Origin of the sequence: Streptomyces sp. 11-1-2 (genome assembly GCF_003595545.1) — a bacterium.
GTDB classification, from domain to species: Bacteria; Actinomycetota; Actinomycetes; order Streptomycetales; family Streptomycetaceae; genus Streptomyces; species Streptomyces hygroscopicus_B.
On the sequence record NZ_CP022545.1, the window covers coordinates 11,398,604 to 11,415,084 of the forward strand.

Genomic DNA, 16,481 nt, shown 5'->3' on the forward strand with positions numbered 1-16,481 from the left:
CATGCCCCCATTGAGCCGCCGTCTCTTCCTCGGCACGGCCTCGGCCGCCTTCCTGGCCGCAGGCACCGGAACCGCAGCCGCGGTGTCGGACAGCATCCGGCGAAGGGCCAGGCAGTGGACCTTCGAGAACGACTCCCTCAAGGCCACCGTGACCTACGAACGCGGCGGTATCCAGCTCACCCAGCTCCGTAACAAGCGGGCCGGGCGCGACTACTTGAGCGCACCCTCGCTGCTCTTCGCCCACGAACTCGACGGTGGTGACACCGTCCGCGCGGACGACGAAGGGTGGCGCCTGGGGGCGACGAGCACCGAAGTCATCACCGTCCGCACGCAGCAGAAGTCCTGGCGGGTCGGCGAGCGCGTCCGCATCCCGCTGCGCAGGACAACGCCCCGCCACTTCGCCGTCACCCTGGTCTTCGAGATCTACGACGGTGACGCGGGCCTGCGCTACTGCACCCTCGTCCGCAACGAGGACCCGTCCAGCGACCTCACCCTCACCCGTTCCACGATCCTCGATCTGTGTCTTCCGGACGAGCCGCACACCCTCCACTACGTCCCGAACATGAAGTGGTTCAGCACCCGCGGGTCGCTGAGCACCGAGCCCGTCGGCAAGTCCTGGCCGAAGAAGGCCCTCACCGTGTACGACACGGGGGATGGGTGGAGCATGAGCCCCGAGCTCAACTGGAAGACGCAGCGTGGCAACAGCAACTACTCGAACGACTACATGCTGCCGCCGTTCGCGGGCATCAACGCCTGGCATGAGCAAGAGACCGTCTCGCTCGACACGCACCCCGAGTCGCTGCAGCTGACGCTGTTCCCGGGGGAGGAGTTCGAGTACCTCGCAGTGAACCTCACGGTCTTCAAGGGGGATGTCGTCGACGGCAAGATGGCGGACGAGCTGCACTTTCGCAAGCGGTTCAAGTACCACAGCACGACCACGCTGTTCCACCAGAACGACTGGGACTACCGGGGCGGCCCGGGCCATGAACTGCCCCCCGGCTATTACTACGACGTCGTCATCCCGCAGACCAAGCGGGCGGGCCTCGACATGGTGATGCTCGACGACTACTGGAACACCACGCGCGACACCATCGAGCCGAGTGATTCCATGAAGAAGTCCATCACCAGCCTGGCCACACTCTCCAAGTCCCTCAAGGACGTCAATCTGGGCTTCGGAGTTTGGTTCTCGCTGACCGGCGGCGGCCACCTCCAGGGACGTGACCTCGCCGACCCGGCCCAACTCGCCTACAAGAGGCGGCAGATCGAGTCCTTGATCAACGACTACGGCGTAACCCAGCATATGATCGACCTCACCGAGTACTGGCAGAACGAGCAGACGACCGCGTACTCGCACGCGGGGGACAACGTCTACCGCAAGGCCGTCCTTACCCGGACGATGCTCAACGACCTGGTGACCAAGAACCCCCAGTACCTGCCCAAGCTCACCAGCGAACTCGACATCGCCCCCACCCAGGGCGACCGCAACAACGGCCTCCTGCACATCGCGTACAACGGCTGGAACACCTCCAACGGCGGCATCACCGGAGAGGACCTGTCGCTGCGCACCGCGCTCACCGCGTTCGGGCACCTGCCGATGAACTCGACGTACATGAACGGCGGCAAGATGACCGGCCGCATGGAGGACTACTATTCCTACATGGCCGTGCGCGCGGTCAAGTTCCCCGAGGACCCCGGCGACGCGACCAAGTGGCCTGATGCCGCCGTAAAGTTGATGGGCGTGTTCAACGCCTGGCGCAGGCGGCCCGAGATCACCGCCTTGACGGACGGCCAGTTCCTGCCCGTGTATCTCGGCCAGGGCTGGGACACCGCACAAGGGGACAGCAGCAAGGGCCCGTACGTGTGGATGTGGGCGGACGCCCCGCGCCGTACGGCCCTGCTGATCGCGACCGCGGCCGGTACGGCACAGACCACCGTCGACGCCAAGGTGCGCTGGCTGAAGGACCGTACGACATACGCCGTCACCGACATCACGATCGACGACGACGGCACCCAGGCCCAGGCCGCCAAGGGGGAGTTCACCGGGTGGCAACTCCGAGCCGAGGGGCTGCCGGTCGACCTGTCCGAGAACACCTCGAAGGGCAAAGCCTTCTGGCTGGAGGCGATCTGAGCCAGGGGCAAAAACAGCGCGACGCCGGGGCCCGTCTCTACCTGATATTTCCGTGGCCCCGGCGACCGCCAGGTGCGAGCGCTGACTCACATGAGGGGAGGAGACCGTATGTCCTCCACCCCCACTCGCCTGCGTGCCGCCGGCGACGCGATGCTCGACGCCGTCCACCCCGGCCCGGTCCTGATCGATACCCCACCATCTCGGGCGCAGACCGTGGCCGCGCTGAACGCGGGCGCGTGGGTGCTGTGCGAGAAGCCGCTGTGTCTCTCGCTCGCCGAGTACGACGAGATCGCCGCCACCGAGACGCTTCGGGAACGTACGCGTCGGTGGTTCTCCAGTACTGAGCCCGGCCAGTACCTCGGGGTTTACACCATGTCCTACATGGTCAGTTGGCCGTTGGGCGGGTATGGGGAGTGGACTGCAGACGGCTGCCGCTACGGCGAGTGCCGCCTGGACACGCGGCTGTCCGCGCGGGGAGCGAGCCGCCGCCGGGACGGTGTGGAGCGACGCCGCGGGGTCCGGGCGCCCGGCTTCGTACCCGATCAGCGCGGGCGCCCGTCGCAGTCGGGTCTCCTCAGCCTCGGTCGGTTCGGTCACCGTGGATCACCTCCGTTTCGCCTGGCCGGGTGCGCAGCGCGGCCATGGCCGTGTTCGGTGCCCATGTCGAAGAGGATCTTCCCGCGCGGACCGCCGTCGCCGGTCGCCAGCATCCGCAGCGCCTCGGCGTGCTGATCGATGGTGTACCGGTGCGTCACCAGGGGAGCCGCTGGAACGCGGAGGTGCTCAGCAGCCGAACGGTTTTGGCCCACGCGGCGGCGGAGTAACTGAAGCTGCCGCGGATGGACAGGTCGTTGGCCCGCGGCGAAGCAGGCCGGGCAAGCTGTACGGGGACAAGGGCTACGATTACGACCGCCTGCGGCTATGGTTACGCGGCCGTGGCATCACTCCCCGTATCGCCCGCAAGGGCACAGACTCCGGCCAGCGGCTCGGCCAGTACCGCTGGACCATCGAACAGACCATGGCCTGGCTCGCCGGATGTCGACGTCTACACCGTCGCTACGAGCGCAAAGCCAGCCACATCCACCTGTAAGTCTGGCGAGTTGCGAGGAGAGTGGGCCGTAGGCTTGGCCCACGCACTACGTGTCTCCTCGCTCACCGCCGCGTTCGCCGCCGTCTTGCCGGCAATGGCACGGCCGTCGTCCTGGCTCCGCCGCAAAGGCCCCGGTCCAACGCGTTCGCCGGACGATGGATACGCACAGCGCGGCCCGACTGCACCGACCGCGTCCTCATCATCGGCGAACGACATCTGCGCACGGCCGTAACCCGCTCGATGACCTCGAGGTGTGCGAGAGGATGCTCAATGCTCCACTCCACCGGAGTGGACCCGGAGGTGCGCGCGTATGTGAGGGCGGAGCCGGGCGCGCGGCGGCGGGTCGAGTGGCCACGCCGGGCAGGTCCGAATCCTGCTGGTGCGCGACACGCTCCGCCGGGGCCCTGCAAAGTGAAACCTTGGTTGGCATTGTCGCGGCGGCGGCAGGGGTCGCTGGCGCAGCTATCGGCGCTGGTGGAGCCGGTAGCAGCTGCTTCACCATGCGGTGTGTCCGGTCGCGCTCGTCGCTCACGACTGATGCCGCGGCCCTATCGGTGGCGCCCTCGGGGCACTGCCACATCCAGCTACTGCGGGGGATGCTTCTACGCGGTGGGCTGCGCGCCCACATCCGGCCGAAGGGGGGTGTGCGGTTTCCTACCCCTCGCGGGTATATTGGCGGTCCCCTGGCAGGGAGCGTGGGTGGAAGCGATGACCGTGCGGAAAGTCCGGTTGACCCGCACCCATAGTGGTGCGGTCCGCTGGGCTCGTGCTGCCGCCATCGCCCTGTTCTTGGTGATCGCCGTTCTGGTGCACCACCAGGCGATCTCGGTGAGGACCTCTACTTCGCCGGATGCTTCGCGAGCGATGGCCGCCATGGCTATGCCCATGGACTCCGCCGAGCACGGGACCCACCAGGGCGCCGCACCAGCCACCACCGACGCTCCGGCGGGCTCTGTGGCCACGCGGCCGGTACTTCAGGCCGATCCGGTCATGTACGGGTACGGGAAGATGGCCTGCGGCGGTGCGGGCGTCGAACACTGTTCCGCCTCCAGTGTCAACACGCTGAAGCTCACGGCGCCGCCTGCGATGTCGTACGCCGAACGCGACGCCGCCCCGCACGCGGCCGGCTCCGAGCGCGGTTCCTCCGGCACGGCGGAGCGGGCACCGCCCGACCTGCTTTCCGTCCTTTCTCGTTTGCGCATTTAGGCCGCGCCCCATGGCATCCATGCCCCGGCGACGGGGCGAGGAGCCATGTCCGCATGTGACCTGAATGGCATATCGAGACAAGGACACCACTTCTGTGAACAGCATCAATCGCCGATCCATTCTGCTGGCCGGACTGGGAGCGGCCGGCGCTGGTGCGCTCGCCGCCTGCAACAGCGCCTCCGGCTCCGGCGGCACCCCCGGTCTGGTCAGTCCCTCCGGCTCCGCGGTCGCTCGCGTGGAGAAGAAGCGCCCGTCCGCCGGCAAGGTGATGAAGCGAAGCCTGACTGCCGCGCCCGTCAGGCTCGACCTGGGCGGCGGCGTCATGGCGAGGACCTGGGCCTTCGACGGGCAGGCCCCGGGTAAGGAGATCCGACTCACGGCCGGGGACATTTTGGCCGCCGAGCTGAACAACCAGCTGCCGGGCAGGACCACCACATCCATTCACTGGCACGGCCTTGCCCTGCGCAACGACATGGACGGCGTCCCTCCGGCCACCCAACATGCGGTCCGCGCCGGATCGACCTTCACCTACCGCTTCATCGCCGACGCACCGGGCACGTACTTCTTCCACCCCCACGTCGGCGTCCAGCTCGACCGCGGCCTGCACGCCCCGCTGATCGTCGAGGACCCGAAGGAACCGTTGTCCTACGACGATGAGTGGGTCGTTGTCCTCGACGACTGGCTCGATGGCGTCACCGGCACCCCGGACGAGGCATTCGCGGAGCTCAAGCAGGGCATGGGCGGGATGGACCACGGCGGTATGAGCGGTATGGGCGGGAGCAGCCCCAGCTCTGAAAGCCCGGGTGGCCACGATATGGGCGGCATGGACACGAGTCCGTCGCCATCCCCTTCGGACTCCGCTGACGGCATGTCCATGAAGTTCATGCTCATGGGTGCCGACAGCAGGCTCCTCGGTGGCGATGCGGGGGATGTGAAGTACCCGTACCACCTGGTCAACGGCAGGGTCCCGCAGGACCCGGACGTCTACACCGGCAAGCCGGGTAAGCGAGTGCGGCTGCGGATCATCAACGCGGGCTCGGACACCGCGTACCGGGTGGCGCTGGGCGGCCACAAGCTGACCATCACCCACACCGACGGGTACCTCGTCGAGCACCGTCGGACTGACGCGCTGCTGATCGGCATGGGAGAGCGCTACGACGTCCTGGTCACCCTCAAGGACGGTGTCTTCCCTCTGGTCGCGCTGGCCGAGGGCAAGAAAGCGAACGCCATGGCGCTGATCCGTACCGGTTCGGGCAGCAAGCCGTCCCCGACCGTCCGCCCCAAGGAGCTGGACGGCCTGATCACGAGCGCGGCTCAGCTGCGCGCCGCAGACGATGTGCGGCTGTCGTCGAAGAAGGCGGACCGGGTCCACCGCATCGAGCTGACCGGTGGGATGGGCAAGTACAACTGGGCCATCAACGGTGCGAGGTTCGACATGGACAACCCTGACGCGAGTCCGCTGCGTGTCGAAGAGGGTCAGCGGGTGCGGCTGGACTTCGTCAACACCACCGACATGTGGCACCCCATGCACCTCCACGGCCACACGTACCAGATCGGCAGTACGGGTCCGCGCAAGGACACCACCATCGTGTTGCCCAAGAAGAAGGTGTCCGTCGTGTTCGACGCGGATAACCCCGGACAATGGCTGTTGCACTGCCACAACGCCTACCACGGCGAGGCGGGGATGATGGCACTGGTGGCCTACCAGTCCTGATCGCAGACGACTGCCCACCCAGGGACGAGCCCGCGAAGGGGCGGACTCGTCCCCGAGCCCACGCCGTGGCAGGCGGCGCCGTCGGCGTGGACGCTGCGGCGGGCCTTGCGGGAGGCGGCACGGTACGGCCTTCAGACCTGTTCCGTGAGCGGCACAGACCGCGCGAGTCGGTTCAGCGGCGCAGGTTCAGGGTGTCGCCCAGATCTGTGGCACGGGTCGGGGCGGGCGGGGTGTGTCACTGAGCGGGCCCCGCCCACTGCTCTCCGGTAGGTTGCGGCGGGAAACTCAACTGCCTTTGAAGGACATCCGACATGAGCACGTCGAAGCTGGTCGAGATCCCGCAGCCCCTGGCCGCGTCGTACGCCAGAAGCTTCGGTGAGGAAGGGATGGCCTGGATCGCCGCACTGCCGGCTCTCGCTGCTGAACTCCTGGACCGCTGGGAGCTGAAACGGGACGGCGCGGCCGGAGCAGGGGAAGCCTCGCTGGTGCTGCCGGTGCTGCGTAAGGACGGCACGCGCGCGGTCCTCAAACTTCAGATGCCCAGGGAGGAGACCATCGCCGCGCTCATCGGGCTGCGCACCTGGGACGGCGAGGGGATGGTGCGGCTGCTCGACCACGATCCCGAGAGCAGCACCATGCTCCTGGAACGGCTGGACGGTGCCCGCACGCTGACCTCGATCGAGGACGACGACGTTGCGATGGGCATCCTTGCCGAGCTTCAGGCGCGGCTGGTCCGTCTCCCCGCGCCGCAGGGGCTGAGGAGCCTCGGTGACATCGCCACCGAGATGCTGGAGCAGGTTCCGCGTACGGTCATGGCTCTGGCTGACCCGGCCGACCAGCAACTCCTGCGGGGCTGGGCGTCGGCCGTGGCCGAACTGGTCGGCGAACCCGGCGACCGCATGCTGCATTGGGATCTGCACTACGACAACGTGCTCGCCGCGGAACGCGAGCCGTGGCTCGGTATCGATCCCGAGCCGCTGTCCGGGGATCCAGGATTCGACTTGTGGCCCGCCCTGGACAGCCGGTGGGAGGACGTCGTCGCGAAGGGCGACACTCTGCGCATGGTGCGGCGCCGCTTCGACTTGCTTACTGAGGTCCTCGGCCTGGACCGTGCACGTGCGACTGGCTGGACGCTGGGGCGGCTGCTGCAGAACGAGCTGTGGGACATCGAGGGCGGTGCGACCGCGCTCGCCCCGTCCTCCGTCGCCATTGCGGAGTCGCTGCCGAACCGTTAGCCACGCCTGCGCACGCCGGTCCCGGATCGCACCGGATGACAGCCGGCAGGCAGGCCCTGCGGCGACGACGACCACCAGCCACCGGAACCACCGAGCACAACAACCCGATTGCCAAATGGGGCTCCCCGGTCCGGAACCAGCTGAAGTCGTACAACTACCCAGCCCGTTACGTCCGCCACTCCAACTACGTCCTACGCATCGACCCCATCTCCACGGCGACCGAGCAGCAGGACGCGACCTTCCGCGTCGGCCGCCGAGCACCGGAGGCCCCATCGTGGTGGTGCTGCTCGTGGTCCTGGTGGCGGTCGTCGGGTGGAAGCAGGGTGGTGTCGTGGGTGCGGCGCCGCCGTCACCCGCAGGGCCGGGTTCACCGGGGGTGGCTCGCGGCGTACAGCGCGTACCGGGCGGTGGTGAAGCGGGCGAGGACGTCCGGCAGCGGGGTGATGCCGATGCCGGGCCCGGTCGGCACCGGCAGGTGGCCGTCCGCCAGGACGAACGGCTCGGTGATGTCCACGGCGAAGTACCGTCCGGAGGCCGAGGTGTCGCCGGGGAGGGTGAATCCGGGGAGCGCGGCGAGCGCCAGGTTGGGCGCCCGGCCGATGCCGGTCTCCAGCATGCCACCGCACCACACCGGGACGCCGTGCGCGGTGGCGAGGTCGTGCATGCGACGGGCCTCGAGGTAGCCGCCGACCCGGGCCGGTTTGATGTTGACGACCCGGCAGGCGTCCATGGCGATCGCGGAGGCGGCGTCCGCCGCGTTGTGGAGGGATTCGTCCAGGCAGACCGGAGTGGTCAGCCGCCGTTGGAGACGCGCGTGGGCGTGCAGATCGTTCTCCGCCAGTGGCTCCTCGATGAGCAGTAGTCCGAAGTCGTCGAGTTTCCGCAGGTGGGCGGCGTCGGCGAGGGTATACGCGGTGTTGGCGTCGACTTGCAGCGGCAGCGCGTCGCCGAACCGTGTCCGTACGGCTCGCACCGGCTCCACGTCCCAGCCCGGCTCGATCTTGAGCTTGATGCGGAGGTAGCCCTCCTCCAGATACCTCTCGATGTCGTCGATCAGCTGGGGGAGGGAATCCTTGATGCCGACGGACACCCCGGCGGGCACCCGGTCGCGGACCGCGCCGAGGAAGGTCGCCAACGGCATCCCGTAGCCGCGCAGTTCGGCGTCGAGCACGGCGGTCTCCACGGCCGCCTTCGCCAGTTCGTGGCCCTTGCCCGCGGCCATGGCGGGGGCGAGGGCCGCCGCGGCCGGCTCCGGGAGGGCGGCGATCCGGGGCAGCAGAACGTCACCTGCCGACGGCCATCCACAAGATGACCGGGCTGACCGCCGAGGTCTTCGGGGTGCCCGACCGCGGACGGCTGGCGCCCGGTCTGGTCGCGGACCTGGTGGCATTCGACCGGGCAACGGTCGGTGACACCGCGACGTACGCCGACCCGCGACGTACGCCGACCCGCGACGTACGCCGACCCGCGACGTACGCCGACCCGCGGCGCACGCCGACCGGTATCCGCTGGGTGATGCAGGCAGGTCACGTCGTCGTCCGTGATAGCCGCTGGCTGGGCACCCGCTGCGGAGTTCGGCTTGCACCGGCCTGAAACGAACTCATGCACGGTTGGCCCTTCAACGCGGCCGAGATCTGGACCTGCAGCGGCGGCGCCATCCATAAGTGGGCCGGAGCCTGATCAGGACCGCACGGTCCACGACTCCTACAAGATGACCACGGGCAAGCAGCTCAAGCGCACGACCACGATGCGGGAGGCCACGCTCACCTTTCGCGCGGCCGACGGCGCGCAGCTGGGCGTGGTGCTGCGGGTGTCCGACGACGGCGTGGCCTACCGGTACCTGCTGGACGGACCGGGCCAGGTGACCATCGATCAGGAGGTGTCGACCTTCAGGCTGCCGACGGACGCCAAGGCGTGGGTGCAGCCCTACGAGCCCAGTTACGAGACCGAGCGCACCGAGACCACCGCGGGCGCGGCCAACGAGGCGCAGCCGAAGACATGCAGCGGCGACACCTGCTCGTTCGGCTACCCGACGCTGTTCGAGGTGAACGGCAGCTTCGTGCTGCTGACCGAGGCTGACGTCGACGGCCGATACTCCGGCAGCCACCTCGAACACCGGGACGGCAGCTCCTCGTACCAGGTCGCGCTGGCGGACGACGCGCCCGTGACCTCGCAGGGACCCCTGGCGACGCCGTGGCGCACCGCGATCGTTGGGAGCCTGGACACGCTGGTCGGCTCCACCCTTGTGGACGATCTCGCGCCGCCGTCGAAGGTCGCGGACACCTCGTGGATCCGGCCGGGCATGGACGACTGGTCCTGGCTGAGCGACGGGTCAAGCCCCGGCGACTTCGACCGGCAGCGCGACTTCGTCGACTACGCGGCCGAGCACGGACTGCAGTACACACTCGTCGACGCCGGCTGGCAGGAGGGCTGGGTTCCGGAGCTGGTCCGCTACGCGCGGGCCCGCGGCGTCGACGTGCTGCTGTGGTTCGACTGGAACGACCTCAGGACCCAGCAGCAGCGCGACGTCTGGCTGCCCAAGGTCAAGGCGTGGGGAGTCGTGGGCGTCAAGGTCGACTACATGTCCTCCGACTCCCAGGCGCAGTTTCAGTGGTACGACGCGATCCTGCGCGACACGGCCAGGCTCAAGCTCATGATCGACTTCCACGGCGCGACGATCCCGCGCGGCCTGCAGCGAACCTGGCCGCAGGTGATGAGCGTCGAGGCGGTCCGCGGCGAGGAGAACGGGCAGAACCCCACCCGCGACATCTTCCTGGCCTTCACCCGTAACATCGTCGGGTCGATGGACTACACGCCGACCTGGTTCTCCCGGCCCGGCCGGCAGGGCACACTCGCGCGCGAACTGGCGCTGCCCGTGGTGTTCGAGTCCGGCTGGACGAGCCTCGGCGACAATCCCGAGGGCTTCGCTGCCCAGCCGGTGGCCGAGCGCTATCTCGAACAGCTCCCCACCGCTTGGGACGAGACGCACCTGCTTTCCGGAGGACCCGGGGGGCGGCCGGCCGGCGACCGGCAGGTCGTGATCGCGCGCCGCAGCGCGGACCGTTGGTTCGTCGGCGGGATTCTTGCGGGCACGAGTGACACGATGAAGGCACCCCTCGGTTTCCTGGGCAAGGGCAAGTGGCTGCTGGAGACGGTCACAGACAAGGGCAACCAACTGCAGCGCACGGTGCGTACGGTGACTGCCAAGGACACCTACACGGTCCTCACGTCCGACAACGGCGGCTTCGCCGCGCTGGCCTGCCCCGCCACCAAGGGCCGCACCGACTGCGACGAGCCTGTCGTTACCGCGCCCACCACCGTCCTGACACCTGACCCCACGACCGCGACCGCGGGCCCAGGCACGACCGTCAAGATCAACGCGCGGTTCGTGTTGCCGCGAGGAGACGCACTGCACGACGTGCGGATGACGCTGGACGCCGACCGGCTCCCCGTGGGCTGGACCGTGACCGGGGCCGATGTCTTGGCCGGGTCGCTCAAGGAGGGCAAGACGCTGAGCGGCCACTTCAAGGTGACGGTCGGCAAGGACCAGCCGGGCGGCGCTGTGGAGGTGCCCGTCTCCGTGACCTACGCCAACCCGGCCGGGCACAAAGCCCCACTCATCCATGTGGAGCAGGTCGTGCGGGTCGCCATCCCCCTGCACGGCACGATCTACGCCAGTGACCAGTCATTCCTCACACAGACCAACGGCTACGGACCGGTCGAGCGTGACCAGTCCAACGGCGAGAGCGGCAGGCAGGACGGGCATCCCTTGACGATCGGCGGAGCCGTGTACGACAAGGGCCTGGGCATGCACGCGCCGGCCCGCATCGACATGGACATACAGGGGCGCTGTACCCGCTTCGAGGCTCACGTGGGCGTCGACGACGAGGCCGAGGGACAGGGCAGCGTCACGTTCACCGCCCTCGGTGACGGCCGGCAACTGGCCGCCACCGACGTGGTCCGCAGCGGCCAGGCGGCGGTCGACGTCACCACCGACACCACCGGCATGCACACCCTGAGCCTGGTCGTCGGCGACGCCGGCGACGGCAAGAACTTCGACCACGCGGACTGGGGCCTGGCACGCATCACCTGCGCGGACTGACTCCCGCCCCGACCCGCCGCCCCTCACCTCCACCGTGAGGGGCGGCGGGTCTGTGGGCGCCGATACATCATCTACGCAGGTGGAAACGCCGATCACCAATCTTCGGCTCTCCTCGACGCTCGCCCCGGTGTCTTCACCTGCACAGGTCTTCGAATGGCATCATGATCTGGCGTGCTCCTGCGCCTGGCCTACCTCGCCACCGGGACGGCTCCTTCGAGCCGAAGGTTGTCAAGAAGCGGCAGAAGCGTCTGACCGGCGTCGACGAGATGGTCATCTCGCTGGTGGCGAAGGGCCTGACCACCGGTGAGGTCCGGGCCCACCTGGCGGAGGTCTACGGCGCCGAGGTATCCCGGCAGGCCATCTCCACCATCTCCACCATCACCGGCAGAGGAAGTTGTCAGCCGAGTAGAGGATGCGGCCGTCGTTCCACCGCTCGACGGGGTGCATGCAGTGCGGGTGTGTGCCGACTGCGACGTCCGCGCCTGCGCCGACCAGCCGTCGGCCGAGGGGCTGTTGGTACTGGGCCAGAGGGCCCTGGTTCTCGGGGAGGCAGGCTCAGGGAACGCCTCAATGGATGCAGGCGACGACCCGGCCCGTGCTGGCCTTCGCCGCTCGGATCTGCCCGTCGGTCCGTACGACGTCGGCCTCCTGCGCGGCGGTGCGCAGGAACGGGGGGCCGGGCTGCTCCTGCAGCGTCGTGGGCCCCTCAGGGCCCCGACCTGCTGGACGACTTGGTGCCGGGTTCCTACCGGCGGGCCCACAAGGCGGACCCGCACGACCATATTGTGTCGGCGAGCCAGAACTGACCGACGGGCGTCACCGGGCCCGACCTGAGTGACTTCTCCCTCCCGAGGGGTCACACGTCGTGCCCACTCACCGAACGAAGGCGTTGCCCTGTGTGTACATCGAAGGGAGGGGGCACTTCGTGGCACTGCTGGATGACACCGCGGAGGGCCGCGCCCAGTGTTGGCACGCGCTGGCCGCATTGCACGCCAGGATCGATACGAGGATCGAGCGTGCGCTGCGCGTCACATGTCGGCTCGGGCTCAAGGAGTACCTGGTACTGGAGGTGCTCAGCCGTGAGGACGAATGGCGTATGAACCAACTCGCCGCTGTCATCGCCCTGAGCCCGAGTGCGACCACCCGCCTCGTCCATCGCATGGAGCAGCAGGGGCTGCCTGCGCGACATCTGTGCCCCACCGATCGTCGTGGCATCTCCACCGAGGTCAGCGATGCGGGCCGCGACCTGCCGGCCGCCGCTCGTCCCGTCCATGACGCGACGTTGTGGGAGGCACTCGCCGAGGTGGCTCGACGCCGTCCGGTAGGACGACCTACTCAGCCTCCACACCCTCGCCGCCGGCATCGACCGCGACCTTGCCGCCGTCATCGCCGGACTCACCCTGCCCTGGAACTCAGGCGCCGTCGAAGGCCATGTCAACCGGACCAAGAGGCTCAAACGCCAGATGTTCGGCCGCCCAGGCCTCCAACTCCTGTGCAAACACGTCCTATTGGCGTGACAGACAGTGGGCCCCACATGGCGGGTACGTCCGGGCCAAGCCCGGTTGCCGAGGTCGGCGGCGACGTAGCCGAGATGTGCTCTCCGCGCAGGCGGGAATGGAGATCGCTCTTACCCGCGGCGATGGCCCGGCATCATGGCCTGGTGACGACGTGGATGCGCCGCTACTGGGACGAGGAAGACGTCTGGTTCTACTTCGAGGTCGATGCCGAAGGCTGGGTGACCCGGCAGGTCGAACTCCAAGGGCCTGAGCAGACCCCGGTCGCGGCCGCATCTCTCGACGAATGGCAGCAGGCCCACTACGCCGGTCGCCTCGATGAGTACGACAGCAGGTTCGGGTACTGACCGTCAGCACTGGCGAACAGATCTGGGGACTGCTCGACATCCTTCCCGACACCTTCGACAAGATCCCGGAGACCTTGGACGCAGCGTCCAAGAAAGACATCGTCAGCCGCATAGAGCACGCCGAGACCCAGCGCGAGTGGGCGGAACGGATAGCTGCCGTCGGTGATCTGGCGCAGCACCGCGCGGGCTCCGGGCATCGAAGGAGAAGAGGCCACGTGATCGGCACCATGATGAGGTCCCTGCGACGGCGGGCAGTGGCCGTAGCCGCCGCAGCAGTCCTTGCCTCCGTGATCGGAGTAGCTCAGCCCGCGCAGGCGTCCCCCGCTTACCACCTCGTTCAGATCAAGACGTCCACGGGCAAGTGCCTGACCATCAGGAACCAGAGCGCCAGCGACGGCGCTTCGCTTGAACAGAACCGGTGCCAGAATCTTCCCGCCCAGCGCTTCAAGAGCATGAACGATGGCGTCGCGAACCCGACCCACGAGATCAGGACGTTCGCGGACAAGTGCCTGACTATCGGCAGCTCATGGGAAGGCAACACCGTTACTTGGCCGATCGTCCAGCAGGAGTGCCTGGGGTCCCTGCATCAGCGCTTCACGTACTTCGGCCGAGTACGGTCAGCCGGGCATCGGGTTCAGCTCGTCGTCCATGGGTCTCTGCTGGACCGTGACGGGCGTCAGCGACGGTGCCAGGATCGAGGGCGATGCGTGCGACGGGTCTGACTCTCAACGCTTCACACTCGTCTATGTGTGAAGCCGTGCCGCTGCTCCCCACAGGGGCACGGTCCCCTGGTGCTGTGACCGAAAGTGATCACCGGGCGGGCAGTCAGCGGGGCAGGGGACGATGTGGAGATGACCACCAGCTCACGCGCCCATTCGTTCAACGCGGCGGCTGACCAGTACGCGGCCAGTCGACCTTCGTATCCTCCCGCGCTCTTCGACCGCATCGAACAGCTCACCAGCCGTCCCCTGGCAAGTGCCCGCGTCGCGGATATCGGCGCGGGCACCGGAATCGCCACCGCCCTGCTGCGTGAGCGCGGGGCTGACGTGATCGCCGTTGAGCCGGGCGACGCCATGGCCGCCAAGTTCCACACCGTGCTCCCGGATGTGCCGATCATCAGAGGTGACGGCAACGCCCTCCCTCTCGCGGACGCCTCCCACGACCTCATCGCCTACGCACAGTCCTGGCAGTGGACCGACACCACCCGCTCGGTCCCGGAGGCACTGCGAGTCCTGCTTCCGGGCGGTGCGCTCGCGATCTGGTGGAACACCACCGCCTTCGACGTGCCCTGGATTCGAGAGCAGCACCAGCGGATCGCGGACCACTGCGGAGTGAAGCCGACTTCTCGGGTGCGTCCCGACGACAGCGACGCCGTCCGGCTCGCGGGCCTGTCCGGGCTCCGGGTCGCCCGCCGCCAGGTGCGGTGGAGTCGCGTGATCCCCCTCGATACGCACCTTGCCAATATCAGCAGCCGCTCGGCGTTCCTTGTCCTTGCGGAGGACGACAAGCGTGCCTTTCTCTCCGAGGAGCGCAGGCGGCTGTGCGAGTTCTTCCCCGACGAGGTAGTGGAAGAGACCTACGTGGTTGATCTGCTGGTGGCCACTCGTCCGTGACGTGGAGGAGCACCCTCACCTCGGGAGTGCGCAGACGCGAGCGCAGCAGTGGGGGCGTGGGGAGGGGGTGACGCGGACTGAACGGATTCATCGGAGCGGGCTTGGCCCGCTCCTCCGACCTGACCCGTCCCAACGGGCACGGCTTGCCGAGATCCGCGACAACTTGATCGCCCGAATCGCCGAAGCCGAGACGGAAGGCTGGCTCGGCGAGGTCGAAGGTCTCCAGGTCAGCCTGGCTGGCGCTGAGGAGAAGCTCCGCCAGCTCGATCGGGGCCACGGGCAGCATACGGCCGTGGACCTTGGCATCCCCACCACACGTGGTGATCGATGGACCCACGAAGGTGTGCTGCCGCATGGCCCTCAATCAAGATCGAGAACAGGTTCAAAAAAGCGTGCATCAAACACCCTTCAGAACACGATCAAGTGCCGTCCGGCCTGCGGGTCCCCAGTTCGGCTTGCCGCCAGGAAGGCCCCGATCTCCGTTCTGTCCCATGAGCATCAGGAAGAGGCTCTTCATAGCGGCCAGCCCGCGGGCGCGCCGGATCGCCGCCTCATCTGCATGCGCGTACATGTCGAAGAACCGTGAGGCCGTGCCCGCGGGTAGCAGCACCCATGCGGCGGCGAGGTCCCACGCCGGATCGCCAGCGAACATGTCACCGAAATCGACGATGCCCGAGAGCGTTCCGTCCGAGACGACGACGTTCGCGGGATGCAGGTCGCCGTGCACCCACACCGGCGGGCGCTCCCACGCGTGGGCCGCAACGGCGTCCTCCCAGACGGCCCGGACGTCGGCAGCGATGTCGTCGGGGGCAACGGCCTGGAAGAAGTTCTCGAAGCCGTCCGTGTAGTTCTTGGGATGGGCACCGCGGTCCGTAGCGATCGGCGCCTCGGCGGGCGCCTCCACATGGAGCGCCCGGAGGAAGCCCGCCAGCGTGTCGGCCGCGTGGACGCCGCGGCTGATCGAGCCGTGGTCCAGCGGCTCGCCGGGAACCCACGTCATCACGGTCCAGTGCTTGGGGAAGCACTCGGACGGTTCGCCGAACCGCACCGGGGTCGGCACCGGGAGCGGAAGGCGCGGGGCCAGCACGGGTAGCCACCGCCGCTCCTTGAGTTGGAGCTCTGGGGTGGGGTCCATGCGCTGCATGCGCACGACCAACTCGTCCCCGAGACGCCACATTTGGTTGCCCCAGCCGCCCGCCACCTCGCGGATGGCCAACCCTGCAAGGTCTGGATGCTGCTCCTCCAGCAGCTCGCGGACCAGGTCTGCGGTGATCTCGATCTCGGTGTCGGTCATGCGAAATCACAGTACTAAGGCGGCAGACGGAGAGGGCTCTCGCTCTCCGGAACATCTCGCTGTGATCCCTCTGGCATCACCAATTCGGTTTCACAGAGCTACGGATCAGAGTCTCGGGACAGACCGGCCCCAAGTTCAGAGAAGTGACGAGACCGAACGACACGGCTCCGGACCAAACGGGGCAGTGGCCGGGCCTCGGCTCACGATGACCGCTCCCCGGGCGAGACGTCGCCTCGGC

Annotated in this window: 9 protein-coding genes and 8 pseudogenes; 14 read left to right on the top strand and 3 right to left on the bottom strand. The window is 68.1% G+C overall.

What is annotated here, in order from left to right; all coding sequences use genetic code 11:
• Window position 1 precedes the first annotated feature (1 nt).
• From CGL27_RS48495 to CGL27_RS48525, 7 genes and pseudogenes are all read left to right on the top strand, one after another.
• On the top strand, window positions 2–2,128 hold the full coding sequence (locus CGL27_RS48495; protein ID WP_162953243.1) for a hypothetical protein: 2,127 nt from the start codon (window positions 2–4) through the stop codon (window positions 2,126–2,128).
• 144 nt (window positions 2,129–2,272) lie between these two features.
• Window positions 2,273–2,469, top strand: a pseudogene (locus CGL27_RS48500) (Gfo/Idh/MocA family oxidoreductase); the annotation flags it as partial.
• A 521-nt stretch (window positions 2,470–2,990) separates the two neighbouring features.
• Window positions 2,991–3,218 (top strand): annotated as a pseudogene (locus tag CGL27_RS52855) (transposase); the annotation flags it as partial.
• Window positions 3,219–3,917: 699 nt separating this feature from the next.
• Window positions 3,918–4,424, top strand: a complete 507-nt coding sequence (locus CGL27_RS50575; RefSeq protein ID WP_162952806.1) for a hypothetical protein — start codon at window positions 3,918–3,920, stop codon at window positions 4,422–4,424.
• A 94-nt stretch (window positions 4,425–4,518) separates the two neighbouring features.
• Window positions 4,519–6,138 (top strand): multicopper oxidase family protein, encoded by a 1,620-nt coding sequence (locus tag CGL27_RS48515; RefSeq protein WP_119994061.1) that lies wholly within the window; start codon window positions 4,519–4,521, stop codon window positions 6,136–6,138.
• Window positions 6,139–6,449: 311 nt separating this feature from the next.
• Window positions 6,450–7,373 carry an aminoglycoside phosphotransferase family protein gene (locus tag CGL27_RS48520; protein WP_078646545.1) on the top strand — a complete coding sequence of 308 codons (924 nt, stop codon included), beginning with the start codon at window positions 6,450–6,452 and terminating at the stop codon, window positions 7,371–7,373.
• 143 nt (window positions 7,374–7,516) lie between these two features.
• Window positions 7,517–7,624 (top strand): annotated as a pseudogene (locus tag CGL27_RS48525) (AbfB domain-containing protein); the annotation flags it as partial.
• Window positions 7,625–7,740: 116 nt separating this feature from the next.
• Here the strand turns inward: CGL27_RS48525 and menC are convergent.
• A pseudogene (gene menC, locus CGL27_RS48530) lies at window positions 7,741–8,658 on the bottom strand (o-succinylbenzoate synthase); the annotation flags it as partial.
• A 23-nt stretch (window positions 8,659–8,681) separates the two neighbouring features.
• Between menC and CGL27_RS53370 the strand changes: the two are divergent.
• The 6 genes and pseudogenes from CGL27_RS53370 to CGL27_RS48560 all read left to right on the top strand — a co-directional run.
• On the top strand, window positions 8,682–8,966 hold the full coding sequence (locus tag CGL27_RS53370) for a hypothetical protein (protein ID WP_162952807.1): 285 nt from the start codon (window positions 8,682–8,684) through the stop codon (window positions 8,964–8,966).
• Window positions 8,914–11,475, top strand: a complete 2,562-nt coding sequence (locus CGL27_RS48535; RefSeq protein WP_276147917.1) for a glycoside hydrolase family 97 catalytic domain-containing protein — start codon at window positions 8,914–8,916, stop codon at window positions 11,473–11,475. Before CGL27_RS53370 ends, CGL27_RS48535 begins: the two co-directional genes overlap by 53 nt.
• 188 nt (window positions 11,476–11,663) lie before the next feature.
• Window positions 11,664–11,864: pseudogene (locus tag CGL27_RS48540) on the top strand (transposase); the annotation flags it as partial.
• Between the two features lie 707 nt (window positions 11,865–12,571).
• A pseudogene (locus CGL27_RS52865) lies at window positions 12,572–12,628 on the top strand (hypothetical protein); the annotation flags it as partial.
• A gap of 199 nt (window positions 12,629–12,827) precedes the next feature.
• Window positions 12,828–12,992 (top strand): annotated as a pseudogene (locus CGL27_RS52870) (ISL3 family transposase); the annotation flags it as partial.
• A gap of 155 nt (window positions 12,993–13,147) precedes the next feature.
• A pseudogene (locus tag CGL27_RS48560) lies at window positions 13,148–13,330 on the top strand (hypothetical protein); the annotation flags it as partial.
• On the opposite strand, the gene CGL27_RS52875 reads toward CGL27_RS48560, so the two are convergent.
• Window positions 13,291–13,818: a hypothetical protein gene (locus tag CGL27_RS52875; protein WP_240450906.1), complete on the bottom strand. Its 528-nt coding sequence runs from the start codon at window positions 13,816–13,818 to the stop codon at window positions 13,291–13,293. The pseudogene CGL27_RS48560 and the gene CGL27_RS52875 overlap by 40 nt on opposite strands.
• Before the next feature lie 369 nt (window positions 13,819–14,187).
• Between CGL27_RS52875 and CGL27_RS48570 the strand changes: the two genes are divergently transcribed.
• On the top strand, window positions 14,188–14,949 hold the full coding sequence (locus tag CGL27_RS48570; RefSeq protein ID WP_119994065.1) for a class I SAM-dependent methyltransferase: 762 nt from the start codon (window positions 14,188–14,190) through the stop codon (window positions 14,947–14,949).
• A gap of 397 nt (window positions 14,950–15,346) precedes the next feature.
• Here CGL27_RS48570 and CGL27_RS48580 read toward each other — a convergent pair whose 3' ends face one another.
• On the bottom strand, window positions 15,347–16,243 hold the full coding sequence (locus tag CGL27_RS48580; protein WP_119994066.1) for an aminoglycoside phosphotransferase family protein: 897 nt from the start codon (window positions 16,241–16,243) through the stop codon (window positions 15,347–15,349).
• Window positions 16,244–16,481: the final 238 nt, after the last annotated feature.

Bases quoted from the DNA above. Each gene is read 5' to 3' on its own strand.
- CGL27_RS48580 (WP_119994066.1), bottom strand. From the start codon at position 16,243: ATGACCGACACCGAGATCGAGATCACCGCAGACCTGGTCCGCGAGCTG.
- CGL27_RS53370 (WP_162952807.1), top strand. From the start codon at position 8,682: ATGACCGGGCTGACCGCCGAGGTCTTCGGGGTGCCCGACCGCGGACGG.
- CGL27_RS48520 (WP_078646545.1), top strand. From the start codon at position 6,450: ATGAGCACGTCGAAGCTGGTCGAGATCCCGCAGCCCCTGGCCGCGTCG.
- CGL27_RS48495 (WP_162953243.1), top strand. From the start codon at position 2: ATGCCCCCATTGAGCCGCCGTCTCTTCCTCGGCACGGCCTCGGCCGCC.
- CGL27_RS48570 (WP_119994065.1), top strand. From the start codon at position 14,188: ATGACCACCAGCTCACGCGCCCATTCGTTCAACGCGGCGGCTGACCAG.